This window comes from Bradyrhizobium sp. 6(2017) (genome assembly GCF_011058295.2).
GTDB lineage: Bacteria > Pseudomonadota > Alphaproteobacteria > Rhizobiales > Xanthobacteraceae > Bradyrhizobium > Bradyrhizobium septentrionale.
This window is the reverse complement of sequence record NZ_CP049289.2, coordinates 1675201-1701279: the sequence shown is the minus strand read 5'-3', so window position 1 is coordinate 1701279 and position 26079 is coordinate 1675201. Positions and strand designations below refer to the sequence as shown.

Here is a 26079-nt window from a genome sequence, read left to right as displayed (position 1 = left end):
GAATTTTTTCGCCTACAATCAATCAAAAATGGTACCAAGCGCCAGTAAGGCCAGATTATTCAAGTGCATCTTTCGACGGCGACTAGATTAGACGGGCGATTAGATTAAAGGGACTATGAGATGGCGTGGACTTATACTGTTCAGCTCAACGACGCCGGTGGCGCTGGAGCGGCAACGGATTCGGCCCTGGTTTACGACCTGCAACAGGCGTTAAGCGTCTGGCAACAGTACGTCGGCGGCATCGGAAATCTGGTTGTCGATCTCAATATCACGACTACCGCCGTGGGGCGGGCAGATGGCGGGCCGACGTCGTCTTACTACGTCGGAACAAGCAATGGCCTGGCCGTCTATGAACCTTCGAGCCAGTACGAGCTGACGACGGGACAACACGTCAGCGGCACGACGAGCGACATCACCATCAATGTCGACACCACTTATTTCCAGTATCTCGATCTGACCTACGGCCTGAATTGGAACAGCTCGGTCCCGTACAACAAGCTCAACCCCATCGACGTGTTCCTGCACGAGATGATGCACGGGTTCGGAATGACGGGCTGGTACAGCCAGAGCGGCCAGCTCCCCGGCGCCTATGAATCGACCTTCGATACCTTTATCCAGAAGTCCGGATCGCTGGCCTATTTCATCGGTTCGCATGCGGAGGCCGCGTATGGCGGCCCGGTGCCGCTGACGACGGACAGCACCACGCAGAATTACTATCACTTCGGCAATCAGCAGTCCGACTTCTTCGCCTCGCCATCGACAGTCGCGGATCCGCTCACGCTGGATCTGATGAATGGCATCGTCTTCTTCGACGACTACCAATACGCCATCTCGCCGCTGGATCTCGGGGTGCTGAAGGACCTCGGATACAGCGTGCGCGGCTATGCCGACGACACCATGAACGGCACAGCCGGCGCGGATTCGCTGTACGGGACTACGTTGAACGACCTGATCTCGAGCGGCGCGGGCAACGACATCATCGTTGCGGGTGCCGGCTTCGATACCGTCGATGGCGGCGACGGCAACGACTACGTCTACGCGGGCGCCGACGCTGACGTCTTGAGCGGCGGCAACGGCAACGACGTGTTGCTCGGCGAAGACGGCGATGACGCGATCTACGGCGGCACCGGCTTCAACTATTTGTTCGGCGGCAGCGGCAACGACACACTGGTCGGCGCGGGAGGCACGTCGGCCAGCGACATCAACGTGATGTATGGCGGCGACGGCGCCGATTATCTGTTCGGCGGCGCCGGCACCAACTACTTCTATGGCGGCGCCGGCGTCGACACGATGTATGGCGGCTCCGGTCTCAACATCTTCATCTCGTCGGGCGAGACCGACGGCAATCTGATCTATGGCGGCTCCGGCCAGAACTACGTCTATGGCTCGAACGGCGGGGACACCGTCACCGGCGGCACCAGCGTCGACGTCTTCCTGATGGGCTCGGGCGCAGACAACATCACAGGCGGCGGAGGCGTCGACTACGCCTGGGGTGGCGGCGGCAGCGATATCTTCAACCTCAACGACAAGGCGTCCGATACCGAAGTGATGGTCGTCGAGGACTTCAACGCCGGCGGAGTCAACGACTTCGTCAATTTCGCAGGCACGTCGCTGCATTCGTTCGCGGACGTCCAGGCCGCCGAGTTCTACGCGGCCGGCATCAACACCACCATCATCACCGACGCCGCAGGCAACGCGGTGTGGCTGATCGGCGAAGCCCCCGGACAGCTGAGCGCGGGGATGTTCAAGTTCAGCTGAGGGGGCGGCGGGGATTGCGACGCGCGAACCGGCCCGACCACCACCACGATTGCGCTCGAATTCGCGGTTGCGCGAATTCCGCCGCGGCTTGACCTCCTGGTGAGTGGCGAGAGAGGCAAGATTTTCTGATAAACATTTTTGATCCGGCGTCAGAATGTTTGAGATAGATCAACACATCAGACCGACGCATTCGCTCGCATAGTCGCCTATCGACGAATTTCGGGGCTGGGATGTCGCAGATTTCAGATACGCCTGCCGGTAGCATCCTTGATCCGATGGAGCGGATCTCGGAAACCCTGTTCGGCCTGATCATGGCGCTCACCTTCATCTGCTCGCTCGGTGTCGCGACGGGGGCCGGCGTCAATGTTCAAACACTGCTGATCGGTGCGCTCGGCTGCAATCTGGCGTGGGGTATTGTCGACGGCGGCCTTTATCTGCTGGCTCGCATCAACGATCGGGGAGACAAGCTCTTGACGCTCCGCGCGATACGGCAGGCACCGAACCCCGAAACAGCGCGGCGTGTCATCGCCAACGCGCTGTCGCCGGAATTGGTGGCGCTGTTGCCTCCACACCAGATCGATTTGATGCGGCAGAAACTGCTGCAATCGCCCGAACCGCCGGGCGATCGAGGACTGACGAAGCGCGACTGGACCGGAGCGCTGGGGCTTTGCCTGCTAAGCTTCCTTTCGACCTTCCCTGTGGTGATCCCGTTCCTGTTCCTTAGCGACGCCAGATTGGCGCTGCGCATCTCCTACGCCATTGCCATTGTGATGCTGTTCGGCTGTGGTTACGTATTCGGAGTTCGTAGCGGGCTGCGACCTTGGGCGGCGGGTCTTGCGATGGTGGCGGTTGGCAGTGCGCTGGTAGGTGTCGCGGTGGCTCTTGGAGGGTGATCGACAGTGCGGCAGCGGAGCATTGCATCTGTTCAGCGTGCAAGCGGTGCCTCGATCGCCGCGTTGATCGGGTTCTGGCTTTCACCAATGGCCGCCGGTCTTGCGCAGACCGAAACCCCCAGTCCGGGCGGGGCGATCGGCCTTGGCAATCGCGGCTGGTCGGCAACCGGCGCCAACCAGGCAACGTCTTCGAACGAGTTCGAATTCAGCGCCCGCGCCGGGGCTGCATCCGACTATATCTATCGAGGGACCACGCTGTCCGATCATGGGCCTGCGGTCGGCGCCGCCTTCGAAGCAAGATTTGGCTCGCTATACGCCGGCACCACGGTCGCCACCGTAAAGCTGCCGACCCAACCGGCGGCCGAACTCACTTTCGCCGGCGGTATCCGCCCGACGATCGCTACGATTGATCTTGATCTTGGCGTGACCTATTTCGCCTATCCCGGTGAACGGCTTCCCGGCGAGACCAACGGCATCAATTATTGGGAGGCGGTTATCCGCGGTGATCGAAAGATCGGCGAACAGGTCCGCGTCGCCGCCGGCTACGCTTACTCGCCGAACGTCTCGAACACCGGCGCCTGGAGTCAGTATGTGGCGGCCGGGGCCGGCTTCGACGTGCCGGGCCGCTTGCTGGCGAACGACTTGGCCGTATCATTCACGGCCGCTGCCGGCTACTCTTGGTTCGGCAATCAGAGCTTGCAACTCGGCGGCTTCCCGCTACCTGCCTATCTCAATTGGCAGGCGGGTGTGACCTTCACCCACAAGGCCTTCAACCTCGACCTGCGCTATTACGACACCAATCTGTCGAAGGAAAACTGCTTCGTCTTCACGGGCGATCCAAACGCACGGCCGGGCGGCCGCGTCGATCTCGCCACCAACCCGGGCGGCCTGGTCTCGAACTGGTGCGGCGCGGCCTTCGTTGCCAAGGCCTGGTTCGCGTTCAACTAGTCCCGTCGTTTGCGGGCTACCACTTTGAGGCAGGGCCTCAGACTGCAAGACGATCCAAAGGGACCGAAATCCTCAACCTGAGCCCGCTAGGCAGCCAATCATGCTCAACCTTGCCGCCGAGCTGATCAGCAATGCTGCGCTCTGCGAGCACGCTACCAAAGCCTTTAGCTGACGGTGGGGCGACAATCACGGGCCCGCCTGTCTCCTCCCATTCAAGATGGAAATCCCCGCCATGCGTCTCCCAAGTGATGCTGACCGAACCAGTCGGCTCCGATAGCGCGCCATATTTGGCCGCATTCGTCGTTGTTTCATGCAGGGCGAGAGCGAGACTTGTCACGGCCATCGCACCCACGGGCACACTAGGTCCTCTCATCATGATGCGTTCGCGAGACGTGTCGTCTTCGTACGGGAGCAACACCGTTCGCACGACGTCTCCCACCGTTGTTCGCTCGCTATGCGCTTCCGTACCCATGATCCCAGGACGGATGAGATCCTTGGCCTGCATGAGAGCGTTCAGACGGCCCCGTAGCGATTGAGCCATTTCCTGCGGCGTTCGGGCTGACCGAGCACTCAGATTGATGATGCCGTGGAAGACGGCGAACATGTTCTTGACGCGGTGGTTCGCCTCCCGGGCGAGCAACCGTTGGCGCTCTTGCGCAACTACACGCTCGGTCGTCTCGCTAACGATGCAAAGAACACCGCCAATTTCACCAAATTCGTCCTGTACCGGAGAGTAGGAAATGTCGAAGTAAACTGTCTCTGGGTAGCCGTGTCGCTCGATGTAAAAGGGGCGGTCCTTCGCGAAGACCGTCTCGCCAGTATCGAGGACGCGTCGGAGCAGGGGTTCTAAGTCGTCCCACAGCTCGGTCCAATTCTCGCGAGCTGGTCGTCCAAGCGCCCTCGGATGCTTCTGGCCTATCGTCGGCGCATAGGCGTCATTGTATAGCGCCACGAACTCCGGCCCCCAGAACAGCACGATCTGTGCTTTGGCCGGCAGCATAAGGCTGACTGCACTCTTGAGGTGCGCAGGCCACTCCATGATTGGCCCCAAGCTTGTGGCGGACCAATCGAAGGCGCGAATGAGTGCGGCGACGTCGCTCACACCTGGTGGAAAATCACTTTCCAGTTTGCGACCGATGCCCATGGCCTTCAGGCAATCAGATTTTGCCAACGGGAACAAGCCGCGCAAAACCCGTCACGGATGGCATCCCTACCTGCGAACGATCCGCGCGGCGTTTGCGCCCTCAAGCCCTCGGTCAGGTGTTGGGCCGGCCAGCTTGAGCTGCGCTTCCAACCTGACGCCGTAGAGGCGCACGTACTCCTCGCGGACATCCGCAATGCCATCTGCAGCGCCTTTTGTATTTCAGGCGGCGCAATTCCATCTGGCTTGTCAGTAAGGTGCTGGAGATGCGGGCAACTCAACTGCAATGGTACAGTTGGGTGGGCTCGAACCACCGACCTCCTGTTCCACAGACACAATAAGGGCTTCGTCGATTCTACGCTACTTCCGCCATTCCTACGAAAATTGCAGCATTATCAAACAATAAGCCCGCAGTGTCTCGCCTTACCTGCGCTGCAATTGGCGCTATTGTGGTAGCTACGTGGTAGCTACAGAGGCGATCGATGTCGGTCTCGAGTATAACGATTCGCGCAGTACAAGCGCTCAAGCCGGGCGAGACTATTTGGGACGCAGACCACCGCGAAGCGGTGCGGGGCTTTGGCGTTCGGCGTCAACGTGACCAAGCGACCTACGTCCTCAAGTACCGCGTGTTCGGCCGGCAGCGCTTCGTCACCATCGGTCCTCATGGCGCCCCCTGGACGCCCGAGCTCGCACGCAGGGAGGCCAAGCGGCTTTTGGGCTTGGTTGCCAATGGCAAAGACCCGGCGGACGAGAAAGCCAAGGCCCGCCTGCAGGCGGCCGACACGCTCCTGGTGATCGCAAATCAATATCTCCGGAACGCCAAACAAAGACTGAAGCCCCGGACCTATTCGGAAATCGAACGATACTTGTTGGTCAGTTGGAAACCCCTGCATCCGGTCTCGGTCTTCCAAATCACCCGCCGTCATATCTCGGCTCGTATTGCTGACCTCACATCCGGTCATGGAGCGGTCTCGGCAGCCCGCGCCCGTACAGCGCTGTCCTCAATGTTCAACTGGGCAATACGCGAGGGCCTCGACATTGCCGCGAACCCGGTTCTCGGCACTAATCGACCCGCGCAGCCGGGAAGCCGCGAACGGGTTCTCACGGAGACGGAGCTGTCAGCCATCTGGCGGGCCAGCGGCGATGACGATTACGGGCGCATTGTGCGTTTGTTGCTGCTCACAGCCCAACGCCGTGATGAAGTAGGCAGTATGCAATGGACCGAACTCGATACTATTTCGGGGCTCTGGACACTGCCAGGTGCCCGAACCAAGAACCATCGCGAGCACCTGCTGCCGTTGGTTCCCGCCGCCTTGGCCCTACTCCCGCCCCGCCGAAACGGCCGAGACTACCTCTTTGGTGACGGACCCCGACGCGGCGGTGACCCGCATCGTGGGTTCTCCGGCTGGTCAAAGTCGAAGGCAGCGCTTGATGAGCGCATCGCCGAGGCCCTTGGCAAGCCCCTCCCCCATTGGACAGTTCATGATCTTCGGAGATCGGCGTCCACGGTGATGGCCGACCGGCTTGGCGTGTTGCCGCACATCGTGGAGGCGATCCTAAACCATGTCAGCGGTCACCGGGCTGGCGTTGCCGGGGTATATAACCGCGCTCGGTACGCCGCCGAGATGCGCGAGGCGCTCGAGCGCTGGGCACAGCACGTTGCGGCCTTGCCAGCTCAAAAGCCGGGAAAGATTGGCATTGTGATAGCGGGCTCCGACCTTTCTCATACTGGTGTCGCTCACGGGGCTGTCGGCGTCCCCTCCTAGTTCAAGGACGGCCCCTTCGAGCAGGCGGGTGTTGGGTCAAATCGGGGACATGGACCGTCTCAAATTGCTGCTTCAGGCGTAGAGACATCGACCACCAGCAAACTCGGGCACTTCAGCTTGGATTTTTGCTCAGTTTCGCTGCCCGCCACCAGGCTGAAATTCAGGCCAACTTCCCACGCCATCAAAGAAGCGATTTTTCAGCCCCGGTAATTCGAGTTATGCCTAATTATAAAAGGGCCAAAAGTACCTCGAAAAACCAATTAAATCGAATTTCGGGCTCGAGCTGACCGCCGCATGGTCCACTAGACCGATAGTGACACGATCGAGACCCACGTCGCGCGCACAAAACTCAGCGATGCTGTGCCTCCACTCGGTTCAAGCCGACGAAGTAGACACCTCGTCGAATGGGATCTTTATCACGGTCGTGTGTTCGCGAGTGGACGAACCGACCTTATCTTTTCCGCGACTACCCAGCGTAAGTCCCGGCGGACCATCGCGTTGTTGAATGCTTCATACGGAGAGCTGCCATGGTCGACGGTGTTGATCTTACGGAGCTCGATTATGATATTTTAGGTTTCACCCTTCAGCAGAACGAGCAATATAAAAAATTCAATAAATATATCGAAAAACATGCATCTCCACTTGGTGCGTCGATGTTGGAGTGGGATCTAGGCGATCCCGTGATTGACGAAGGTCTGCCGGATGGCATTCTCATAGCCTTTCGAAGCATGGGATCGTGGATGGTGGTGAATCACGAAAGTGCTGACAACCATCCCGGCAAATTCGATCTTCTGAAGCAGAAATATATCGCGGACAAGAGCAACTACAGGCGTCAGATTGTCTGTCTCTTAAAACAAATACAAAGCTACCCGACTGGCCGCGCTTTGCTTGCCGAATTCGGGGCTGGCAGACCATCGTTCACCAGAATTCGCCCATATAACATGGCCGACGCCAACGCGCTTACGGTGGCGGACGACATTGACCAGCAGCAATATATCATTGCTCGCGGCACGCGCCTAAGTTTTGATAAGAAAAGTGAGTTGTTCAAAGTAGTCGGAAAAGGCGGCGGCGCTAATTGTGATGTCTTGTTCTCGCCCGAGAAAGCAGAGCTGCTTAGAAAAAAATATCGGAAGGCCCACCATGGTCATGCCCCCGCGATGGCGACGGACGAAGTGCTGTACCACGAACTCGTTCACGCCTCCCGAATGATCGCCGGCGTGATGAACTTTACCCCTGCGAACCACTGGTACCAAGATTCTGAAGAGTACCTCGCAGTCATTTTGGCAAACATATATGTATCTGATAAAGGCGGCCCCCCGCTTTTCAGGGCATTTTATGGACCTGCCGAAGGACCATACAAAGGTAAAGATCCCGCGCCCGATGATGCGTTGTGGGACGCGGCCGTCTTCCTCGACAATCCGCAGAACACATCTCCATCGCCCGTGCAAATCATCGAACAGTTTAGGCTCAGCCAGCCCGACTTGTACGGGAGACTCGTTCATCTACCGCCCGTAGGCGAGCTAATAAGGAAGTATAATTGGATTTATTGGTACGACCAAATCCGGGTCAAGGGACGGACGCGGGCGCGCGGCCCGATGGTTGGTCGACCGGCAGGGTCGGTCTGGACGCGGCCGCATTTGAGATTGCAGGGTTTTGGGATGTGAGGCGCACTGTCTGCAATTGTTAGCGGATTACCAACCCGCACCGCGAAGAGCAGTCCCGCCCATGAAAGACTATCCAACCAAGATCACGCTCCGGGAAATGCGCTACCTCTAACAACTCGCCGGCCGTCTAGGTGGTGCAGGACTGGAACGCGAGTACAGACACCGGACAACTGAATGGCACAGGCTTCGGCTCGTTCAGCTATGTGCTGTGTCGGAGGTGACCAACTATGTTAGCCGGATCTATTCCTTGTTCGACACCGCCAAATCACGGCGGCCGAAGACATTGCTCGTTGAAAAGCAGCGGTAGCTGCTACCTTCCCAGTATCGCTCCAACGACCACCACCGCATGCCAGCGTGATAGAGCAACCTACGCAAGGCGATTTGCTAAGCAACCCGGGCCGCGTAGCCGTGGATTGACTACAGGAGGATCGCTCGCCTGAAGCGCGAAGATCTCGAGGTTCAAACCAATAAATTCCGATGTGTCATCGCATTAGCTTGAACAATTCGAGGACGTCTGCCAGTCGCAGCTTCGTGACCTTCGGCAGATGCTCCAAGAGGAAGTGCTATTGGGTTGATCGCCTGAGGCGTTACCCGGCTTTTGGAATGGACGACCTCCAGCCATCCAGCAACGAAATCAGACTCTCCTATTTTACGGGCTCCGGCCTGGTCAATGCGGTTTTAACGTTTAATGCGGTCGGCCAAATCAGGAAGTTTAGTTGGGCCCCTCAAGCCGCCGAGAAGGGTGAATTCTTGACGTTCCACCGCTTCAGGCGGGCTTAGGATCTCGCGCTTTGATATCGGATTGTTGTCCCATTTGAGAGCGCGAGGAGTTCGAACAGGCGGAGCTAGAAGAAATCTAAACGGCCTCGGTGTAAGGCTCGTGTCAGCTAAAAATGTTTAGATACGGCATACCTCCCGGCCTCGGGGTGCACCGCCCTGAGGTCGTCCCTTTTATCGATCACGATTTTGTTTCAGTGGATTAGATTTCAACTCCGGCGTGGAGGTTATGTCATGGGCAGTGACAGTCTCCTTGGAAGCGTTTGCATCGTATTGTTGGGGCTGAGCCCGCTAATTGTCATCGGCATCGCAATGTATGGGCAGTAAATCGGCGCTGGCCCACCACGGACCATCGGGCCGGTAGATGGCCCCAGCAGCCAATCTTCCTCGATGCACAAGTCCTCATGGTTACTGGGGTCGCTATCGTGGTACGGTAACCGGCGCGAAAGCGCCTCCCAGACACAGGGGGCGTAAATGGATGAACGAAGAATTGCGATGTTGCGCGTGCACGAGCAAAACATCGAGCATTACCGAGGGTTGCTTCGCACCAAACTTAGCGAAGTCGAGGCTCACTTCATCGAACGGCGCTTATCTGAAGAGCGCTGCGCAATCGAGATGCTGAAGTTTGTGGCTCGTGGGGAAACATCACCCAATACGGATTTGCTCGCATGAGGCTGCGATATGAACCTTGGCACGCTTTGTACTGACTGCTCACATGTCGGGATTTTGCAAGCCTTGCCGGGGCAAGATCAACGCCGCCAGCGAGCATTTTAAGCCTGGCGGCGTTTGTTGTACGTTTAGCTTAGGCCGTGTCGATCACCCGAAAGCCCCTCGAGATCCCGCCTGAGGTCGCGCGCAAGTCCGCTGCCAATGTGCGCGCGCACAATCGCGGCGCTGATGTCTTGCTCAACAAGAGATTTAGTCGTCAAGGCGTGGAATTAAGCGCCATTACGCGGCGGCGTCGACTGTCGGAATTACACCGCGCATTACCGCCAGCTAGCCTGCGACATGCGCAGTAATATTGCGACCGTCGATGCCGCCGCATGATACGCCTAGACCAATCTCTTACATAAGCTGCGCAAGGCAATGGCGGAGAAATTGAAGGGGCGCGTCATTGGCGGCGAAGGCAAGACGGTTGAAGTGGATGGTTGCTATTTTGGCGGATACGTAAAGCCAGCAAACTAGAAAGAAAATCGCCGCGACCGCCGATATGCCCGCAATCAGGATGGGAAACGGAAGCTCATCGTCGTCGTCCGTGAGCGCGGTAACAATTCGGCGCCAGCAGTGTTTGGCTCTGAAAGCGAAGCCGCCGCTTTCATCCGTGGCCGCATTGCGAAGGGGACTGTCGTTCATGGCGACGAAGCCGCTTCTTGGGATGAATTACACGAACGTTTTGAAATGAAACGAATCAACCACCAAGAAGCTTACTCCTAGGATGGTGTCTGCACTAATCAGGCAGAGGAGTATTTCAGCCGTTTGCGCCGCGCTGAGATCGGTATCCCCATCATATTGCGGGCTCGCTACGCGCAGTTTTGAGGCTGCTTTGGCAACGTCCTAATCTTCGTAGTTGATGGAGCCGGCTGCCCCAGCCCGGCTGGCTGGGGGCCGTGGGCGGCCGAGCCGGGGCAACGCCTCGCTGGGCGGCGGGGGCCAGTCTGGCTTGACTACGTTACGCCGCATATTGCGCTATTCAACGGAGAACCGTAGCGAAAAGCGGCGCTTGCAACGCGAAGCGCAGCCCGGAGGAGCGCGATCGCGGCTGGCGGTGCAAGCGCTTCACTCCGGGCCCAGTCGCCCGCGCGCCCGCCCTCCGCGCTGACTTACTGACCATGTCATCCAAAGAATGAGGCGGAGCCACGACCCGTACCCTGCTCATCAATGCCGGAAAATGGCAGATGCGCCGCAGCAACTTTTGGCAAAACAGCTGCCATCCTGTCAGCCGCCAGTGCCCATCCTTGGCGGCGCATCAACCGAACGAATGATAGAGCCTCGCTTGCCGCAAACCGTGCAAGTGAACCTCGGCTCGAGATCGGACAGCCGCATCTCGTCTGGCCATCTCGCCGCGTCCATCTGGACGTTGTGAGAGCACCGATAGTCTTTGCAATATACGATGATGCGCGTTGCGCCGGTTTCGCGCATTTCGCCGAACGTGATCTTCGTGAGATAGTCCTTCATGCGCGCGAATACAGCGCTCCCCGGAGCGGCTCACAATCCCACGATAGCTAGCGCGTCGGCGGCGCTTCCGACGCAAGAGGTCGGTCAAGCAGGTCGCGCGTCAGTCGGCGCCTCGTTTGCGCCCGCTCCGTTCATTCCGAGCTTGTACTAGAGTTGAGCAAATTTCTCGCTCGTCTTCGCTCTTCCATGCGGGTCGGAAGAGGCAAACCGAGCCTGTGAGCCCGGTCATAGACGGAGTGTATCGAGCGCCTCAGTGCGACGGCGATGCGGTTAGCACTCGCTCGCGCAGCAACCATAGCTTTTAGTCGTTCGGTCTCTTCAGCCGTCCACTTTCGATAGCGCATCTCCTTCCAAGTCGCTTGTGGAAGGATGCGTTCCTCGGCATGTAAGAAAACGGTCGCCAGTCTGGTGGCAGTCACCACTTCGGCTGGCACTTGCCAAAGAAAGGGCCCCAGCGAGGAGTCAAGCTGGGGCCAAATTCCGGATCGCCGAACCGCTGCTCCGACAAAACTAGCGGTCGTTAGGGCTGAAAAATACGAAATGAAAATCAGGTCGCCCCGTCCCAAAGATCATCCAAATGATTTGCGGTTCCGCAAATATCATGTGTGACTCTTTGGCGAAAAAGCTGCGTTCTCGCGCCCGTTGCTGCGGTTTGGCTTCAACTACCAACGGAACCTGTAGCCAGGGAAAAAATTGACTCATCAGGGAGATTTCCTTTGACACGAAAAAATCGGATGCCACCTCAATCGAGCGCAACAGATGCCGTTACTGGTTCCGGCGCCGGGCAGGTTCCTGCTCACCCCCATGATTCTGGCAGTCAGGCAAACGAAACCGTCGATGGACTGGACGCCAGCACCGAGACGTTGCGACGCGCCGCCGAAAACGCCTTAGGGAGGCGGGTCAGACGATATCGAAAGAACGCCCGTATTTGACCGAGCCGGCGTTGCGCCGAAAATCTGAGACTACCGCGCAATCAGACGGCGACCCTCGCCTGATCGCCAGAGCCGAGTCGATAAGAATAATCGGGCGAGCAATTTTCCAAATTTTGATCGTCCTGATGGCGGTCGGAATAGTAGCCGCCGCTTGCGAGGCGATTCGCCTGGGTTAATTATCGTCACCGAACGCATCATGAGTGTTTGGAGCGGACCGCTTGCGCTTTTGCCCGACGAGATCAGCTGGTCGCCTTGTCAGTGGCCGTGACTGCACGGAGAGCGGCAGGCTTGCTGGTTTTTGGGCCAGGTGCGTCCACGACAAGGCTGTCGAATTCCATTCCGGGAGCGGCCCTGATGACCGGATCGTTTGGAAGGCTTTCGGCCGGCTGGTACCACGGCGCTTTTTCGATCGCACCGCCCTGAAGCGCCTGCGCCATCAACTGCCCGATTTCGGGGCCGCTCAGCGGGACGAGACCGCCCTCTTCGTTCTTGTAAAGCTGAGGGCAAAAATAGAGAGCGTGTATTCGCGGGTCGTATTCGTCCAGAACGAGAAAGTGCTCCGGCTTACGGAATAGCCGTCGCTTTCTCACGAGCTTTTTGTCCTGGGTCGTGAGGGCAACCCGCAGTTTGTCACGTTCTTGGCCGACGATGGTGGCTGCCTCCAACAGGACAAGCCAATTCTTGGTGTGCGCGTTGTCTTCGTGGATTGGAACCAGAGTTCCGCTTTGCTTACCGAATATGCCCATGAGCCGAAGAGTACCAACTCGTAGCGAGTGGTTCAACTCGCTCTGAGCGTACCTATCTTCGACGCTCGCGATTTTCGACGCAGGACGATGGTCAACCGGAAGCCCGGCCTCCTTACTTTGACCCGCCACGGCCGAGGCCAAGTTGACCCTCCCGAGATCATGCTTTCCGGCCGGTCGTCCGAATTTGAGATCAACAGAGGAAACGACGATCGCCAGGATGTCGACCGGCCAGTTCAAGAAGCGGCAATTCCAGGACGGCTTCCCACATTACCGCGACAAGGGCGACACACGCTGTTGGCAGCAGTCAATGCGTACTTCTCCGATCATGGCCTGCGCGAGACCGAAAGCCATACGCTCCAGTTCGTAGCCACGGCTTAGAACTACCCGCGACCTTAAACAAAGCGATGGTCTCCCGGCAGGACTCGCACTCGAGGCCATGCTCAATGTGTGCATCGGGTTCTCGCATTGAAGGCACATCATCGGGGCCTGCGGGTCCGCGAGCGCTTCGGGCCGCGTAGAATACTTGATCGCCTCGACCGCAAGGGTGTTTTCGTCGCCTGTCCTACCTCGAATGAATTCAATCACGCGCTGCCGCGCCAATTCCACTTCCGCGGCGCTTAGACCCGCCATCATCTCGTAGGTTTGGACGACCCTCTCGACAATTTTTTCCACCACTAAACCTCTCCCGAAAAATCGAAAACGCCGGAGAGGAACCTTTGTTCCATGCGAAAGTTAGAGCGGGCAGAAGAGAGGTCGCCATGGACCTGACCAAGTGCCCGCTTTGCGGAAATGGCCTTAAATCGGTCTTGGCTCAAGATCAACGAACCGAGCTCCGCTGCATTTCTTGCGACGGCATTGATCCGCTCAAGACGGATGGGTCGCTATCGCCTCAAAGCCGGCCGCTCTCGCAGAGGCTAGCTGCAATGTCATCACGGTCATCAAAGCTTCCGACGTCATGATTGGAGTCGACTGATACTCCTAAACCTTGACCAACGAGTTGCCACGGGCCGTCGGACTGCCCACCAGCTCTAGCGGCTTCCCGCTCGCTCGATTCGGCGGGAGAATGCCGCTCATGGCTCCTAAACACAGGCGCTTACAAAGGAGCTGCGGCGCCCTCGTGCCGTGACCACGATCCTTGCAACACGATCGGCCGAGAAACGCGCCGCCGGGAAGACCCTGATCCGCGAGGCGGACGACCTGCTCTGCCAGAGCCGGAATGATAAGATGCGGGCCGATGGCGGACCGATCGCCCCCTGGCCCTCGATCGACCGGGCCGTGGCTCGAGATCAAATGCTCGCACTGCAAGACGCCGCGAGCCGTAGATCTGGCCGCCCTGCGCCACGTTCCAACAACCACTGTGCACAATCTCGCCGGCCGCCTGCGCTGCGTGAAATGCAGCAAGGCCGGCAAGCGGCCAGCCGCCGAGCTGCTGCAGTTGTGGCAACGCTGTCCGATCGGAGACGAGAAGTGACCGAGCTAACGCGCCGGCGCGACAGAGGGGCGAAGCTGAACGACCCGTTCTTGCGCGAGGACAAGGCCACCCCGACCGAGTACACGGCCGGCCTGAAGCTGGCGATTGCGCATGGTTGGCTGGGGCACTTGCATGAGAGCGGCACCTTCACCCGGATGACCCAGTTAGGCAAGACCGTCTTTGGGTGCTAGGAACCGGCAGGGTTCGCGCTCATTTATATTCTTAGGTTAGCGCGATAGGCCGCAACACGACGATGTACAAAGACGCGATCATAGACGAGCTCAGACAGATTGAGCTCGATGTGGTCGAAGGTGAGAAAAGGCTCGCTGAGCTTGAGGCGCTCTTGATTAATTTGAAGCGGCTGAATGAAGACACGGCCAAGGTTCACGCCGAGCTTGAAGTGATGCGCAAAAATCAGCTCGACCGCGAGCAGAACCGCCAACGGCTGCTTTCGCTTCTACATCCCTAGCGCTGGTGGCGCGCGATCAACAAGACCGACGGAAAAGAAACTCCCCCAACGTGCAGGCTCACGCTGAACCGAAAGGGCCGCATCACGCGCGGCAACTTTCGGAAAAATGCAAATGTATTCTGGATGAAATCTAGCCCGGCGGCCAAAAATCGATCGAATCCCGCCGATGTGGGCTCCTTAGACCACGCATGCATGTCCGGTTCCATATACTGTGCGTCGCGGCGTAAGAACATGCCACTTTTTCCCGGATTAACAGGGCGATAAGGAACGATCGGATCTACGGGACGTCTATATAAAGCTTCCAGCCAAGGGCGCCCCCCGACTGCTGGAAGAAAACCCGTATCGCTCGGGTTGGCGGCCCCCAGGTTGGGGCCGCTTCGTTTTTCCGGCTGATGCCGCCCTGTCTACTCAACGTAGACGGCGGCCGAAGCCAGCCAGGATCAGCCTTCATATCAACCAAATAGTTTCGTTCCTCGTCCGGGACGAACCCGGCAGGCTACCCCCTCTTGGGTATGAAACGTTTGCGCCTGCCCAGTCTTAATGCTCGTCAGGATTTTGCACTTTACATCCTGGGGCTAGAGCCGACGTCGCCCGCGTGTATTTTAAGCGGGCGACGTTGCGCCTGGCGTGGTGGCAGTTTTGCCACTGTTTCCCGGCATCGAAACGCGGAACTCCGGTTCGCGATTGTCTCTTCTTCGGATTCAGTGTGCGATCAAGCTGACCAATCTCGACTGACGCGAGACTGGCCATGCGGCCCCAGCACCGGCCTCCGGGGCCCCCAAGGGTGCTGGGGCCGTTCCGTTGGCCAAACCGGCACCCGATACCTGTCTACCCCGTGATGCTCAAATTCGATTTTTGCCTTCGACGATCAGAAAGACCGTCCCGGCTGGCTCCCTCTGGTATCACGAGTTGAAATTTGACGGCTACCGTTTGCGGCTCGAGCGCGACCGAGACCGCGTGCGGCTGATTACCAAAGGCGGCCACGACCGGGCCAAGCGCTTCTCCCTGATTGTCGAGTCCGCGCTGCAGAACCGTCAGAAGCAGTTCGTGATCGATGGATCGTGCGCGGAGTGGACGGTTACTCCGCGAGATGCTGGCCTTCGACATCCTCGCCATGGACGGCGACGACCTGAGAGACCTGCCGTTGTCGATGCGCAAGACGAACCTGCAACGGCTTCTTACGCGCGGCCTGAGGGCATATTCCTATCAGACTATAAGCAAGGGGAGATTGGCCCGGACCTCTTCCGGAAGGCCTGCGAGTTCGGTTTTGAGGACCTGGTGTCGAAGCGATCGGATCGTCCCTATCTTGGCGGCCGGTGTCCACATTGGATCAAGGTTGAGAACCGAGCCCATCCGGCCATGGGACGGTTATCGACGCTCTTCGAGACCACCCCATATCCAACCTCTGATGACAATTCGGACTGCGCCCCTCCATGGATCAACGTGTTCGCGCACGATTAAATACCTTGCGGATTTGGGAAAAGAACGTCGGGCCAATGTTGGGAAGGCTCCGAAGCTTGGTATCAGATGCCTTCCTTACGTGCCCCGCAGTCACCAGACCGGCCTTGATAAGCGCGTTTCGCATGCGCGATGGCAACTCAATCGCGGAAATGGGAGTTTCGTCGGAAAAGCTCGCCAAGATGCGGCGCCCTTCTTACTGATGACCAGGATAATTCCGCTTCGGCAGCGACGAACCGGCGGTGAGAGAGTCCATGCCCTTTGAAGAAAGGACCGAGCCTATTGCCAAGGCTCAAATCTGCGAACGAGAGAAGTGTCTTTCCAGAGTTCTATAGCAAACTCCTTGCAGAGGAGACGCGCTCGATTCATAGCCTCATCTTCACTCTCGCAAATGAGATCGATCCGCGACTGAATTCGGTCATCCTCACCTATTACGTAGACACGATATGTCTGGAATATCACCGTTTCCTCACCGTTGAGGCCACATGCCTTCGGTGTGTGAGTTAATGGCTAATATCACGCTTGGAATTGATTGCCATTCTTTCCCGACAATGTGAAGAGCCCAAGTGCTCGGCAGTTCCTATGGTCCGCAAGAAAAGCGGGCCGCCGCGGGCCCAACTGTTGAAAACAAGAACGGCTGCCGCGAGCGCTGAGGCCGTCCTCTGTCCTATGCTGAAAAACCTACCGCGTACTGGGTCTAAAGGCTTTCCTTAATGAAATTTTACCCGCCCAATGGGGCCGATCTTCTGGGAAACGGTCTCCGTCAATATCACAAACTGAATTGCCATTTATTCCCGACGCGTAGCTGGTTGCAAGGAACCTTAGAGCTTCATGTCGGTTCACGACGAGCCGCATCGAGCGGCCGAGGAGAATCTTAATGAAGAAGCTATTGCTCACGTCTGCGATCTTGCTGTCATCGGCGGGCGCGTTTGCTCAGACCACCGTTACAACGACAGGCGCCGGCCACACGGCGGCCGTGCAGATCGAACCAGAGTACCGCACACGGATTCGCGGCTACGTCACCGAGCACAAGATCCGTCCGATTGAAACCCGAGAGAAGATCGTGGTGGGAACAACGGTTCCGCGTGATGTTGAACTGGAGGCAGTTCCGACCGAGTGGGGACCGTCTGTAACGAAGTATCGCTATATCTATTCAGGCGAGCGCGTAATGCTGGTCGATCCAGCCACTCGCATGGTCGTTCAGGAAGTCGACTGACACCACTAATGGCGGGCCGTCCGACACAGCACGGCCCGCCAAAAACGCAGCTGGAAATTTGAGGTAACGGACGATGGACTCACGCAAAGAGGCACGGATCGTTGGGCTGAGCATCGCGGCGATTTATGTAATCTTTATAACACTCGCTGCGATTGGAGCCACCTAAACACCGAGCGCGACCTCCACCGAAGCCTCATAAACGGCAGGTGCAGCTGATTAGCCACGTCAGCGCTTGAAATGGGATGTTGATGAGGTTTGTCACTATCCAGCCAACCCCGCCGCTTAATGGAACGGCGATCCAATAGAGCCAGCGGCTCACGTTGTGCACGCCGGCTGCTTGCTCGCGGACGTTCTGCACGGCCTGGAAGGTCGGCTTCATGTCGGCGATGACTCTCGGCCTCCGCGGCGCGCTTGGCGTCGCTGTTGCAGGGCGTTGGCGAAAACGAGCTGGCGATCCCTTTCCTGGAGGCGCGCCTCCAATTGAGCGTTCTGCTCGGCGACCTGCGCTGCCTCGCATTTGGCATCGGCCGAGCTAACGCCGGCGTTGTAGAGATGCGTGGCGCCGGCGATCGCAGCGCCACCGGCGAGCACGGCGAGGCCGCCGGCGAAATAGCGCCGGCGGCAAATGGCGAGAAGCTGACGCCGGTGAGGCCCGCCACGCGCATGACGATCGCGATACGGCGGCATCCGCGGCGATCTCGGCCTCGACCGCAAAGCGCGCATCAGCTCTTGTAAAGCCCCTTTGGGGTTCACTCGTGATGCGGCGTTGTCGGTGGCTTGTTTGTATCGTGAAGAATGAGCACGATTGCCCGACGCACCTCTGTTCTCGTCACAGTTAAATGCATGGGCGGTTCGCCCGGAACGATCACAGGCGGGCCGCCTGCGGCCGGCTGGCTAATCTGCCTCGTTGGACAGTTCGATCGCGGCTGGACACATAAACAACTCCACGCCACAGAACCGGGATTCAAGCGAGCGCCGTCCGATTAGTTCCTGGAGCAGTCGCTTGCCAAGAAACCCACGAAATGTAGTTGCGTTTGGCCTCATTGACTGACCGGCCGTGATGGCAAAGAAAGCGAAGAAGCTCGGCGAGCGGACCGGCCGTGCCCTTCACTGTCCGTAGCGTTGACACGGGCGGGCTTTGGTCGTTTGCAGCTTCCGCTATCAATTTTCAGGAACAGTGCGAGGTGGGCGGGTGCTCCTAACGGATGACCGAACCACTTCCACCGCTTATCGAAAGCTCGCTTCAGATCGCCTGGGACTTTCTCGGCGGTCTGGACGAGATCGACGATGCTCAGCAAACCGCCGAATTTCTCCTCGGGAACATCAAGTCCCAGATGCTGAAGGGCGAAAGACGGAGACTTGTGCTATCGAACCGCGCGATCGACAGCTTCCGTCGGCGTGCAAGCAGCCAACAGTAGCGTGGGCACCAGAAAAGCAAACCCTTCTATTTAGGAGGCGCGACCATCGTTTTTGTCGATCCGTCCGGCGCCGGCTGCATTCCTGGCGGGCTTTGTCCCTGGGGGCTTTCCGGCGGAGCGCCGCCTGAGCCGGTGTTGATTGGCCCAGTCCAGCCTTGGGGTTGCAATTGACCTTTGTCTTCGGGCGCCGAACGCCCAGTTGGCGCATTGACGTCCCCTTTTGTGGCAGGTTGCGCCGTCGCTAATCCACAAGACAGCACAAGGCATATCGATGCTAATCGGGCTCGCACTGAAACCTCCATCTTCTCGTATGCGCAACATGCCGATATGCACATCAGTTCCTCGTCCGCGGCGAGAAGCCGCTAGCCTCGCTTCCTGTATTCTGCCGGCAGCTGTTGATGGGCTTTCGTTTTCAGCGCAACGCATTTGCGCGCAGATTGCCTTGATCGAGGGATCATGGATCGACCAATAGCAGTCCCCCTAGTGGCTCGGCCTGACAGGCACGCTGCGAACTGGCGATCGACCATATTCGCGCAGAACGCGGAGCCGTCGTTGCGCCGCAATGAACTGAGAAACTGCTCAACCTCGGAAATGCGGACTAACGATACGCTACAACGATGTTCGAATTCATCTCGCCGATGACCTTGCCGTCCCTCAGCAACGGCGTCATTTCGTGCCTCACGCGGGCGGCGAAGGCTTCCTGAACATCCTGGGGTAGTGCGGCAACACTTGGCGCAACAGGCGTAGCAGCGAAGGATTGTATTGCTTGGTCCAATCCCGCCTCAAACACCATGGGCAGCGTTGGCGTCAATAGGCGGACTTCGCGAAAACCTGCGTGTTCAATTGCAGCCATTAGCACCGTGCCGCTTGGGAAACTGAACGGTGCTGTCGCCAATTCGGCGAGCTCGGAGGGCACCGTAGCGCGCAGGGCTGCATGGTACGCAACAAATATCGGATTGCGTTCGATCTCGGCCCACACGGCAATCGCCGCACGTCCATTGGGCTTCAGTACCCGATACATCTCTCTGAGTGCGCCCGGTTTGTCAGGAAAGAACTGCAAGCCCTGTTGGCATAGGACGGCATCGAAGGCGCCGGTTGCGGCAGACAACGGTGTGGCCGCGGATTGCACATATTCAATCGAGGCTGCGTCTGCAAGCGGAGGTTTGGATCTAGCAATGTCCAACATTGGCTGGGCGATATCGACCGCAACGACGCGGCCCTTGGGCCCAAGCTGTGCTGCGGCTAGCCGTGCCACGGTCCCGGGGCCAGTGGCGATGTCAAGGACGGCCTCGCCCATTTGAAGATTGGCTTCGTTGAGCAAGAGTTTTGCCCACGGCTCGAATATCCTCGGCACGAAGAACGTGTCGTAAGCTTTCGGAACCGAAGAGCTTGTGTACTGAAACTTCGTTGCATCTGTCACGGAAATCTCCGACGCTTTGGAGCAAAGCTCAACCAGAGATCGGAACATCGTACTACGGGGACGTCCATTGAGGACGAGCGCCAGAGCGTGGCCGTTTGACGCGGTTCCACCACTGGCCCTTTTCGGAAGTGCCGCGCTGGCTATCGAAAGTCCGATATCGGGGGTGAAGCCGACGTTACGGTTGCACGCTCCGACTTCCGAGTTTGACCCAAAGGAGACACTGACGGCTCGCTTCGACAGGCCACTCCGGCTCGCGCGCGACCAAAACAATTCAGCCTTCCGAGCGCAAGGCCGCCTCGACCCGCTGGATCAGCCGCTCCCGCATGTCAGGCATGGCCCCGCCGAGCAGGAGGCTTGTTCACGCGTGATGGCGCCGGTGCGCGTAGCCTGCGTCAGGGTCGGCCCATCGAACCGCGGCAGCACGATGCCAAAGCGGCCGTCCAGGGTGACTTCGCCGAGCACCTCCGGCGCTGGGCCGCCGGCGGCGAAGACCGCGCGGGTCATTTGCGTCTCGTGCTGGACGACCACTGCGGGATACCTGGCTTGGACAACCTGACGACCTGACCGGGCGCCCAGGCGTGGACATCAGCGAAGACGCCTTCGCCGATCTTCTCTCCCAGCGATCCCTGCATGCCCGTTCTCCGCCGTGCAGAGGAAACACCGGCAGCGAGCAAAAAGGAACCCCTCCCGTCGCGGGGCCGCCGGCCCCTATGATCGCCTTTCAACCCGCAGAGACCGACGTCCACTCCGCTAAATGGGTCAAGTCCGGTTGTGGCCCTTGGCGGACATTCACTTAGGCATCGCCAACGTCTATTTGTGAGACCGGCGTCTTTTGGACCTAGCGCGACGTAAGCCCCCAGAAGGCAATAACCAGTAAGGAGTAAGCGCCCAGACCCATCAGCGGCACGACGGCTTCCAGCATCATGGCCGAATCAACTCCGCTCGTTATTAAGCATGCGCGATTGGAGTTTTTGTCGTCGTCAAAGGTCCACGGGCACAGCGGCAATCCATCTTCTCTTTCAGAGGGACGGAACGTCGTCCTAGGCTCGGCGTTGCGTAGATGGAGACGGCGCTCACGCGGGAGCAACAACCCGGTCCCGATCGTCGACCAATCGATGTCGACGGCAATGCCGCAACGTCGCGTGCAATCTTTTCTTTGCGAGCCACCATGAACAAGCGTAGGCAAAGCTATTTTCGCAATTCGCTGGATCTGCGAGACAAGGTCCAAGTCAAAATATTGAGGAAGCGCTTGAAGGTTTCCAATCAACAGTTTGCTTCAATCGCGCGAAAGTCAGGTTCCTCGATTTCCGCCATCACAAAGGAAGCAAAGGTAATCTGATCGGCCTAATAGCCGATCATATCGCGCCGGGACAGCGTGTTTCGAGCCCGGCGGCGTAGTTTTGGAATTCCCATGTCATCATGACCGGGCCGAGCCCGGCCAATCCGATACCTCGTCAGGACGCCACGCCCTCCAAGGCCTCCGCAACGCCCGATCAGGAAAAGCTGCCAAGTTCGTTCGATGTCCCGCTTATCCTTGCTGTTAAGCCCGTCGGGAGATCCTTATTCTGTCAGGATCGAATTCCGTGCAGCACCAGCGACACGGAACCTCCCCGTCCTCAAGCACTTATCACGCAGCCGCCGGCCCGGCGGATACATCGAGCCCGTGGCATGATCGACGATCTCTGGTACAAGAACGCCATCATCTATTGCCTGTCCGTCGGCACCTTCATGGATGCCAACGGCGACGGGGTCGGTGATTTCAAGGGGTTGTTGCGCCGGCTCGATTATCTGCACGGCCTCGGCATCACCACAATCTGGTTGATGCCCTTCCAGACCTCGCCCGGCCGCGACGACGGTTACGACATCGCCGACTATTACAGCGTCGATTCCCGCTACGGCACGCTCGGCGATTTCGTCGAATTCACCCATGGCTGCAAGCAGCGCGGCATGCGCGTCATCATCGATCTCGTCGTCAACCACACCTCCGACCAGCATCATTGGTTCAAGGAGGCGCGGCGCGACAAGAATTCGCCTTATCGCGACTGGTATGTCTGGCCGGACAAGAAACCGGCCAACGCCAACAAGGGCATGGTGTTTCCCGGCGTGCAGAAATCGACCTGGACACGCGACAGGGCGGCCGGCGCCTGGTACTTTCACCGCTTCTACGATTTCCAGCCCGATCTCAACACGTCGAATCCGCATGTCCAGGCGGAGATCCTGAAGATTATGGGCTTCTGGATTCAGCTCGGCGTCTCCGGCTTTCGCATGGACGCGGTTCCCTTCGTGATCGCGACCAAGGGCGCCAAGGTGACGAAGCCGGTCGAGCAATACGACATGCTGCGCGCGTTCCGCGAATTCCTGCAATGGCGCGAGGGTGACGCCATCATCTTGGCCGAGGCCAATGTGCTGCCGGAAACGGACATGGAGTATTTCGGCAAGGACGCCGACCGCATGCATATGATGTTCAACTTTCACGTCAACCAGCATCTGTTCTATGCGCTGGCGTCGAGCGACTCAGGTCCGTTGGCCAAGGCACTGAAAGCAACAAAACCGCGGCCAGCCACGGCGCAATGGGGCCTGTTCCTTCGCAATCATGACGAGCTGGACCTCGGACGACTGACCAAGGCACAACGCGATATCGTGTTCAAATCGTTTGGCCCCGACAAGGATATGCAGCTCTACGATCGTGGCATAAGGCGCCGGCTCGCGCCGATGCTCGGAGGCGATCGTCGGCGGCTCGAGCTCGCCTACAGCCTGATGTGCACGCTGCCGGGAACGCCTGTCATCCGCTATGGCGACGAAATCGCGATGGGCGACGATCTCTCGCTGCCCGAACGCAACTGCGCGCGCACGCCGATGCAATGGTCGACCGAGCCGCATGGCGGGTTCACCAAGAGCAGCAAGCCTGTGAGCCCCGTGATCGACAAGGGGCCTTACGGCTACGAGCATGTCAACGTCGCAAACCAGCGGCGCGATCCGAACTCCATGCTGAACTGGACCGAGCGCATCGTCCGCATGCGCAAGGAAGTGCCCGAGATCGGCTGGGGCGATTTTGCGGTGATCGCGACACGCGATCCTGCCGTCTTCATCATGCGTTATGACTGGCGCAACAATTCTGTGCTGTTCGTGCACAATCTTGACGAAAAGCCGTGTGAGATCGCATTCGCGACGGGGCTGCCGGGCGATGCCGGCGAGCACCTGATCAACCTTCTCGCGGAAGACCACAGCCACGCCGACAAACGCGGCCAGCATCGCATCGTTCTGGAGCCGTACGGGTACCGCTGGTACCGGGTCGGCGGGCTGGATTATCTGTTGAAGCGGAGTGATATTGACGAAAACACGGCGCGCAACTCGGCCGGTCCGGTCCTACCTTAGCCGTGATCGGAGTATGGCTTCATCGATTGCTGGCGGCCGTGCTGCCGTGACTGGCATCTTCGCGCTCGATCAGAACGACCTGACGGCCTTCCCGGATGAGCCGCTCGGCCACAAGCGCGCCGGTAATTCCAGCGCCGACAATCCAGGACGTCGCAAGGAAACCGGCGGAAGGGCGTCCGGGAATTGATGCGCATGGGCCGCTGCCAAAGCGTCCAGGGGCTACGCACGTCCTCTTGTCCGACGTCCGCCGTCATCTCAGCGGGAACCGCATGTCCCCTCATTCGCCTCTTCGCGATCCCGCAGATGGCGGGCGTTCCCGTCGATCGCGTTCTGCCGCATACGAACGCGAGAGGTCAGCAGAATGGCCTCGAGCGCGAGTGCGATGAAAGCAGCAGAGCCGGTATTTGTCTGCCCAGCTGGAGTCTGATTGCGCAACGGGCCATTTCAAAATTGAAACGGAACAACTGACACGGATATTTTCCCGTCGGCCGATTGCTGTGCCGTAAACTCGACCTCTTTTGACGCCTTCGTGTCACCGACTGCAACAGAAATTCCGCCGCTACACTGGACGGTTCTCCCATCTTTGCTCCTCGAGGTCGTTACCATCCTCTCGCTGAGAAGGTATTGCGGCTGCAAATTTTCGGGAGTTGGCTTCGCTGTCGATTCTTTAGCGGCATAACCCACTAAAGGATTCCGATGGTTGTCCGAAATGGTTTGAAGCACTGCTTTTCGTGTTTCGATCGAGTCGCACTCAATCTGCTGCTGTTCGCAACCACTCAGAACAACCAAGAGCGGAAGGCTCAAACGCGTTAGTGCGCGATATGACATGGGAACATTAACGCCTTGGCCGGCCATCGCTGCCACAAACGATGCCAATCTCATCCTTTGTTTCAAATTAGCCGTCGGGCGTCGCTTTTGACGCCTGCGTACTACTCACCGGATCTGACGCAGGGAATGTTTCTTCCAGTCTCCTTGTGAGTTCATCGTCTTTCGCTTTGGCTCGGCCTTTGGCCTGCTTTGGATCCTCGGCGTGTTTGTCCACGGGCGCCGGGTCAAATGTTCTCGTCATGATCGAATCCTTTCATGGTCTGAACGCGCGAATATCGGTATCCGTTCCTCGCGAGGAACACCCACCGGCACCTCGTCGTCCCCGTCGACGGAGTCACGCCTCCAACTCCGAGAACCCGACTGGTTTCTGATCAGAGAATAAAATTTGGTCCGCCGCTTTATATCGCAAGTTACTGAATTTTCGGATCGGTCTTGCGATGGTGCCCTATCGCGAACGTACGAAGGCAACAACGATGAAAAGGCGCAACCGGTTCAAGCAGACGACGTCACTGAGCTATCGCCTTATCCAGCTCGCACAAGCAGCAAGGACGAGAGCGGCTAGCCTGCCACCAGGTGAGGAGCGTGATCGATTTCTCAGGAAAGCATACGAGGCCGATCGCGCCTTGCAGATGGAAGAGCTCTTGTCGACAGCAGCCGGCGTGATGCCGCTCTGACTGTGCTCAGTCGTTACCTACCTCCCCGTTCGGCGGGCCGGGCCAATACGCTTGGCGGTTACACTGATCTGGAAGATTGGCGTGTCTTCTCGCTTGACCGAAATCGACCAGCGGTTGGATCTATCGAGGTCAAGATTTGACTCGATGTCTCGAACGGTCATGACGGCCTGGTCCCAGGCGGATTTGTCGTCTGGGAGTTCTTCGCCATCCGCATCGTCGAAGGGGTGGCCGTTAGATATATGAAAGAAGTATTTGCTCATGAGCCGAAACTCCGCGCACAAAGAGTCGTTCCTGTTGTATCGAACGAGATATATCGACCAATAGTTGCAACGTACAAATTTGCCCCAGCTCACTTTTGGCCCCGGCTCACTTTTGAGGGTATGGGCCTTACGTCGACCAATGTCGCTCTTCCACAAACAATTAGGATTCAAGCATCGCTGACGAGTGTTACCGGTCTTTTTTAGTGAGTATTGGATCTGTGCCAATTTTCGAGGTCGATATCGGCCTCATTTCGTTGCTCTTTCTCGGGATTGCCTTTCCAGGGCTTGTCCGTCTGTTTATGTGAGGCTCTATCCGACTGCAGCCGCGGATCGTCTTTCGGTGTTTCCTTGCTCATGCTTCGCTCCCGTGCATATGAAACCAAAGCTTTGACCCCACAGGCGGTTCCTCAGGCCAGACCGATCCCGGTTCGGGCCGCTTGAATCCGGCTCTGTTGCGTGGAGCTGATTATGCGTCAATCCAGCTGGCGCCCCCGACCGTCGCCAATGATCAGACCGTTTGCCTTCTCGCCGACGAGCTTGGCCGCATTTGAACGCACCGGCGATCTCTGCAACAGCGGCCAGAAGGCCGAACGCCCGGCCTCGACATATTGTCTTGACTGATCGTCATCGCTAAATTTGCGGGGCAGAGCCGGCTCCTTTCCGGCCGCAGCCATTTCAAGGAATCTTTCA

General features: G+C 58.4%; 28 protein-coding genes and 1 pseudogene. 15 read left to right on the top strand and 14 right to left on the bottom strand.

Features of this window, described 5'->3' with window-relative positions:
* Window positions 1-120 precede the first annotated feature (120 nt).
* The 3 genes from G6P99_RS07950 (at window position 121) to G6P99_RS07940 (ending at window position 3599) form a co-directional block, all read left to right on the top strand.
* Window positions 121-1758 (top strand): calcium-binding protein, encoded by a 1638-nt coding sequence (locus G6P99_RS07950; RefSeq protein ID WP_051346587.1) that lies wholly within the window; start codon window positions 121-123, stop codon window positions 1756-1758.
* Window positions 1759-2033: 275 nt separating this feature from the next.
* Entirely contained in the window at window positions 2034-2651 is a 618-nt protein-coding gene (locus tag G6P99_RS07945; protein ID WP_051346588.1) for a VIT1/CCC1 transporter family protein, read from the top strand.
* 87 nt (window positions 2652-2738) lie between these two features.
* Window positions 2739-3599, top strand: coding sequence for a TorF family putative porin (locus G6P99_RS07940; protein ID WP_029083502.1), 861 nt, complete (start codon window positions 2739-2741; stop codon window positions 3597-3599).
* A gap of 37 nt (window positions 3600-3636) precedes the next feature.
* Here G6P99_RS07940 and G6P99_RS07935 read toward each other — a convergent pair whose 3' ends face one another.
* On the bottom strand, window positions 3637-4770 hold the full coding sequence (locus G6P99_RS07935) for an HWE histidine kinase domain-containing protein (protein ID WP_156928826.1): 1134 nt from the start codon (window positions 4768-4770) through the stop codon (window positions 3637-3639).
* A gap of 452 nt (window positions 4771-5222) precedes the next feature.
* On the opposite strand from G6P99_RS07935, the gene G6P99_RS07930 reads away from it, so the two are divergent.
* The 4 genes from G6P99_RS07930 (at window position 5223) to G6P99_RS07915 (ending at window position 10381) form a co-directional block, all read left to right on the top strand.
* Window positions 5223-6506: a tyrosine-type recombinase/integrase gene (locus G6P99_RS07930; RefSeq protein ID WP_246709470.1), complete on the top strand. Its 1284-nt coding sequence runs from the start codon at window positions 5223-5225 to the stop codon at window positions 6504-6506.
* A gap of 527 nt (window positions 6507-7033) precedes the next feature.
* On the top strand, window positions 7034-8170 hold the full coding sequence (locus tag G6P99_RS07925; protein ID WP_165127732.1) for a M91 family zinc metallopeptidase: 1137 nt from the start codon (window positions 7034-7036) through the stop codon (window positions 8168-8170).
* 1251 nt (window positions 8171-9421) lie between these two features.
* Complete coding sequence (locus G6P99_RS07920; protein WP_035977692.1) at window positions 9422-9619, top strand: hypothetical protein; 198 nt, start codon at window positions 9422-9424, stop codon at window positions 9617-9619.
* A 570-nt stretch (window positions 9620-10189) separates the two neighbouring features.
* Window positions 10190-10381, top strand: coding sequence for a transposase (locus G6P99_RS07915; RefSeq protein WP_165129280.1), 192 nt, complete (start codon window positions 10190-10192; stop codon window positions 10379-10381).
* 1251 nt (window positions 10382-11632) lie between these two features.
* Here the strand turns inward: G6P99_RS07915 and G6P99_RS07910 are convergent.
* Window positions 11633-11824 (bottom strand): hypothetical protein, encoded by a 192-nt coding sequence (locus tag G6P99_RS07910; RefSeq protein ID WP_156928827.1) that lies wholly within the window; start codon window positions 11822-11824, stop codon window positions 11633-11635.
* A gap of 469 nt (window positions 11825-12293) precedes the next feature.
* Window positions 12294-13037: a hypothetical protein gene (locus G6P99_RS07905; protein WP_029083506.1), complete on the bottom strand. Its 744-nt coding sequence runs from the start codon at window positions 13035-13037 to the stop codon at window positions 12294-12296.
* An 867-nt stretch (window positions 13038-13904) separates the two neighbouring features.
* On the opposite strand from G6P99_RS07905, the pseudogene G6P99_RS07900 reads away from it, so the two are divergent.
* The 4 genes and pseudogenes from G6P99_RS07900 (at window position 13905) to G6P99_RS07885 (ending at window position 16201) form a co-directional block, all read left to right on the top strand.
* Window positions 13905-14271: pseudogene (locus G6P99_RS07900) on the top strand (hypothetical protein).
* The gene (locus G6P99_RS07895; protein ID WP_035977693.1) at window positions 14268-14462 is read left to right on the top strand and encodes a hypothetical protein; all 195 of its coding nucleotides are present in this window, start codon (window positions 14268-14270) and stop codon (window positions 14460-14462) included. Before G6P99_RS07900 ends, G6P99_RS07895 begins: the two are co-directional and overlap by 4 nt.
* A 62-nt stretch (window positions 14463-14524) precedes the next feature.
* Window positions 14525-14740, top strand: coding sequence for a hypothetical protein (locus tag G6P99_RS07890; RefSeq protein ID WP_165127730.1), 216 nt, complete (start codon window positions 14525-14527; stop codon window positions 14738-14740).
* Window positions 14741-15541: 801 nt separating this feature from the next.
* Complete coding sequence (locus G6P99_RS07885) at window positions 15542-16201, top strand: DNA ligase (RefSeq protein ID WP_245284814.1); 660 nt, start codon at window positions 15542-15544, stop codon at window positions 16199-16201.
* On the opposite strand, the gene G6P99_RS47465 is transcribed toward G6P99_RS07885, so the two are convergent.
* The gene (locus G6P99_RS47465; protein WP_156928828.1) at window positions 16179-16325 is read right to left on the bottom strand and encodes a hypothetical protein; all 147 of its coding nucleotides are present in this window, start codon (window positions 16323-16325) and stop codon (window positions 16179-16181) included. The genes G6P99_RS07885 and G6P99_RS47465 overlap by 23 nt on opposite strands.
* Before the next feature lie 750 nt (window positions 16326-17075).
* On the opposite strand from G6P99_RS47465, the gene G6P99_RS07880 reads away from it, so the two are divergent.
* Window positions 17076-17414: a DUF1236 domain-containing protein gene (locus G6P99_RS07880; RefSeq protein ID WP_029083510.1), complete on the top strand. Its 339-nt coding sequence runs from the start codon at window positions 17076-17078 to the stop codon at window positions 17412-17414.
* 193 nt (window positions 17415-17607) lie between these two features.
* On the opposite strand, the gene G6P99_RS07875 is transcribed toward G6P99_RS07880, so the two are convergent.
* Both G6P99_RS07875 and G6P99_RS07870 read right to left on the bottom strand, forming a co-directional pair.
* Window positions 17608-17793 carry a hypothetical protein gene (locus G6P99_RS07875; protein ID WP_198031225.1) on the bottom strand — a complete coding sequence of 62 codons (186 nt, stop codon included), beginning with the start codon at window positions 17791-17793 and terminating at the stop codon, window positions 17608-17610.
* Window positions 17790-18101 (bottom strand): hypothetical protein, encoded by a 312-nt coding sequence (locus G6P99_RS07870; RefSeq protein WP_165123019.1) that lies wholly within the window; start codon window positions 18099-18101, stop codon window positions 17790-17792. The genes G6P99_RS07875 and G6P99_RS07870 overlap by 4 nt, the downstream gene beginning before the upstream one ends.
* 518 nt (window positions 18102-18619) lie before the next feature.
* Here G6P99_RS07870 and G6P99_RS07865 point away from each other — a divergent pair.
* On the top strand, window positions 18620-18832 hold the full coding sequence (locus G6P99_RS07865; RefSeq protein WP_165127726.1) for a hypothetical protein: 213 nt from the start codon (window positions 18620-18622) through the stop codon (window positions 18830-18832).
* A 598-nt stretch (window positions 18833-19430) separates the two neighbouring features.
* On the opposite strand, the gene G6P99_RS07860 is transcribed toward G6P99_RS07865, so the two are convergent.
* The 3 genes from G6P99_RS07860 to G6P99_RS07850 all read right to left on the bottom strand — a co-directional run bounded on the left by G6P99_RS07860 (window position 19431) and on the right by G6P99_RS07850 (window position 21519).
* Window positions 19431-20252 carry a class I SAM-dependent methyltransferase gene (locus G6P99_RS07860; RefSeq protein WP_165127724.1) on the bottom strand — a complete coding sequence of 274 codons (822 nt, stop codon included), beginning with the start codon at window positions 20250-20252 and terminating at the stop codon, window positions 19431-19433.
* Between the two features lie 309 nt (window positions 20253-20561).
* On the bottom strand, window positions 20562-20756 hold the full coding sequence (locus G6P99_RS07855; RefSeq protein WP_035977695.1) for a hypothetical protein: 195 nt from the start codon (window positions 20754-20756) through the stop codon (window positions 20562-20564).
* Between the two features lie 334 nt (window positions 20757-21090).
* Window positions 21091-21519 (bottom strand): hypothetical protein, encoded by a 429-nt coding sequence (locus tag G6P99_RS07850; RefSeq protein WP_246709892.1) that lies wholly within the window; start codon window positions 21517-21519, stop codon window positions 21091-21093.
* Here G6P99_RS07850 and G6P99_RS07845 point away from each other — a divergent pair.
* Both G6P99_RS07845 and G6P99_RS07840 read left to right on the top strand, forming a co-directional pair.
* Window positions 21490-21591, top strand: coding sequence for a hypothetical protein (locus G6P99_RS07845; protein WP_334262126.1), 102 nt, complete (start codon window positions 21490-21492; stop codon window positions 21589-21591). The genes G6P99_RS07850 and G6P99_RS07845 overlap by 30 nt on opposite strands.
* Before the next feature lie 329 nt (window positions 21592-21920).
* On the top strand, window positions 21921-23627 hold the full coding sequence (locus G6P99_RS07840) for an alpha-amylase family protein (RefSeq protein WP_165127722.1): 1707 nt from the start codon (window positions 21921-21923) through the stop codon (window positions 23625-23627).
* Window positions 23628-23646: 19 nt separating this feature from the next.
* Here G6P99_RS07840 and G6P99_RS07835 read toward each other — a convergent pair whose 3' ends face one another.
* The 5 genes from G6P99_RS07835 to G6P99_RS07815 form a co-directional block, all read right to left on the bottom strand.
* Entirely contained in the window at window positions 23647-23739 is a 93-nt protein-coding gene (locus tag G6P99_RS07835; protein WP_245284816.1) for a hypothetical protein, read from the bottom strand.
* Window positions 23740-24071: 332 nt separating this feature from the next.
* Complete coding sequence (locus tag G6P99_RS07830; RefSeq protein ID WP_156928829.1) at window positions 24072-24509, bottom strand: hypothetical protein; 438 nt, start codon at window positions 24507-24509, stop codon at window positions 24072-24074.
* Window positions 24510-25146: 637 nt separating this feature from the next.
* A complete protein-coding gene (locus G6P99_RS07825) occupies window positions 25147-25389 on the bottom strand; it encodes a DUF6894 family protein (RefSeq protein WP_035977787.1) in 243 nt (80 codons plus the stop codon).
* Window positions 25390-25589: 200 nt separating this feature from the next.
* A complete protein-coding gene (locus G6P99_RS07820; RefSeq protein ID WP_165127720.1) occupies window positions 25590-25745 on the bottom strand; it encodes a hypothetical protein in 156 nt (51 codons plus the stop codon).
* 117 nt (window positions 25746-25862) lie between these two features.
* Complete coding sequence (locus tag G6P99_RS07815) at window positions 25863-26063, bottom strand: hypothetical protein (RefSeq protein WP_029083801.1); 201 nt, start codon at window positions 26061-26063, stop codon at window positions 25863-25865.
* Window positions 26064-26079 lie beyond the last annotated feature (16 nt).

Bases quoted from the DNA above. Each gene is read 5' to 3' on its own strand.
- G6P99_RS07950 (WP_051346587.1), top strand. From the start codon at position 121: ATGGCGTGGACTTATACTGTTCAGCTCAACGACGCCGGTGGCGCTGGA.
- G6P99_RS07945 (WP_051346588.1), top strand. From the start codon at position 2,034: ATGGAGCGGATCTCGGAAACCCTGTTCGGCCTGATCATGGCGCTCACC.
- G6P99_RS07940 (WP_029083502.1), top strand. From the start codon at position 2,739: ATGGCCGCCGGTCTTGCGCAGACCGAAACCCCCAGTCCGGGCGGGGCG.
- G6P99_RS07930 (WP_246709470.1), top strand. From the start codon at position 5,223: ATGTCGGTCTCGAGTATAACGATTCGCGCAGTACAAGCGCTCAAGCCG.
- G6P99_RS07925 (WP_165127732.1), top strand. From the start codon at position 7,034: ATGGTCGACGGTGTTGATCTTACGGAGCTCGATTATGATATTTTAGGT.
- G6P99_RS07920 (WP_035977692.1), top strand. From the start codon at position 9,422: ATGGATGAACGAAGAATTGCGATGTTGCGCGTGCACGAGCAAAACATC.
- G6P99_RS07910 (WP_156928827.1), bottom strand. From the start codon at position 11,824: ATGAGTCAATTTTTTCCCTGGCTACAGGTTCCGTTGGTAGTTGAAGCC.
- G6P99_RS07890 (WP_165127730.1), top strand. From the start codon at position 14,525: ATGTACAAAGACGCGATCATAGACGAGCTCAGACAGATTGAGCTCGAT.
- G6P99_RS47465 (WP_156928828.1), bottom strand. From the start codon at position 16,325: ATGCGAAACGCGCTTATCAAGGCCGGTCTGGTGACTGCGGGGCACGTA.
- G6P99_RS07880 (WP_029083510.1), top strand. From the start codon at position 17,076: ATGAAGAAGCTATTGCTCACGTCTGCGATCTTGCTGTCATCGGCGGGC.
- G6P99_RS07875 (WP_198031225.1), bottom strand. From the start codon at position 17,793: ATGAAGCCGACCTTCCAGGCCGTGCAGAACGTCCGCGAGCAAGCAGCC.
- G6P99_RS07870 (WP_165123019.1), bottom strand. From the start codon at position 18,101: ATGCCGCCGTATCGCGATCGTCATGCGCGTGGCGGGCCTCACCGGCGT.
- G6P99_RS07865 (WP_165127726.1), top strand. From the start codon at position 18,620: ATGACCGAACCACTTCCACCGCTTATCGAAAGCTCGCTTCAGATCGCC.
- G6P99_RS07855 (WP_035977695.1), bottom strand. From the start codon at position 20,756: ATGACCCGCGCGGTCTTCGCCGCCGGCGGCCCAGCGCCGGAGGTGCTC.
- G6P99_RS07840 (WP_165127722.1), top strand. From the start codon at position 21,921: ATGATCGACGATCTCTGGTACAAGAACGCCATCATCTATTGCCTGTCC.
- G6P99_RS07830 (WP_156928829.1), bottom strand. From the start codon at position 24,509: ATGAGATTGGCATCGTTTGTGGCAGCGATGGCCGGCCAAGGCGTTAAT.
- G6P99_RS07825 (WP_035977787.1), bottom strand. From the start codon at position 25,389: ATGAGCAAATACTTCTTTCATATATCTAACGGCCACCCCTTCGACGAT.
- G6P99_RS07820 (WP_165127720.1), bottom strand. From the start codon at position 25,745: ATGAGCAAGGAAACACCGAAAGACGATCCGCGGCTGCAGTCGGATAGA.
- G6P99_RS07815 (WP_029083801.1), bottom strand. From the start codon at position 26,063: ATGGCTGCGGCCGGAAAGGAGCCGGCTCTGCCCCGCAAATTTAGCGAT.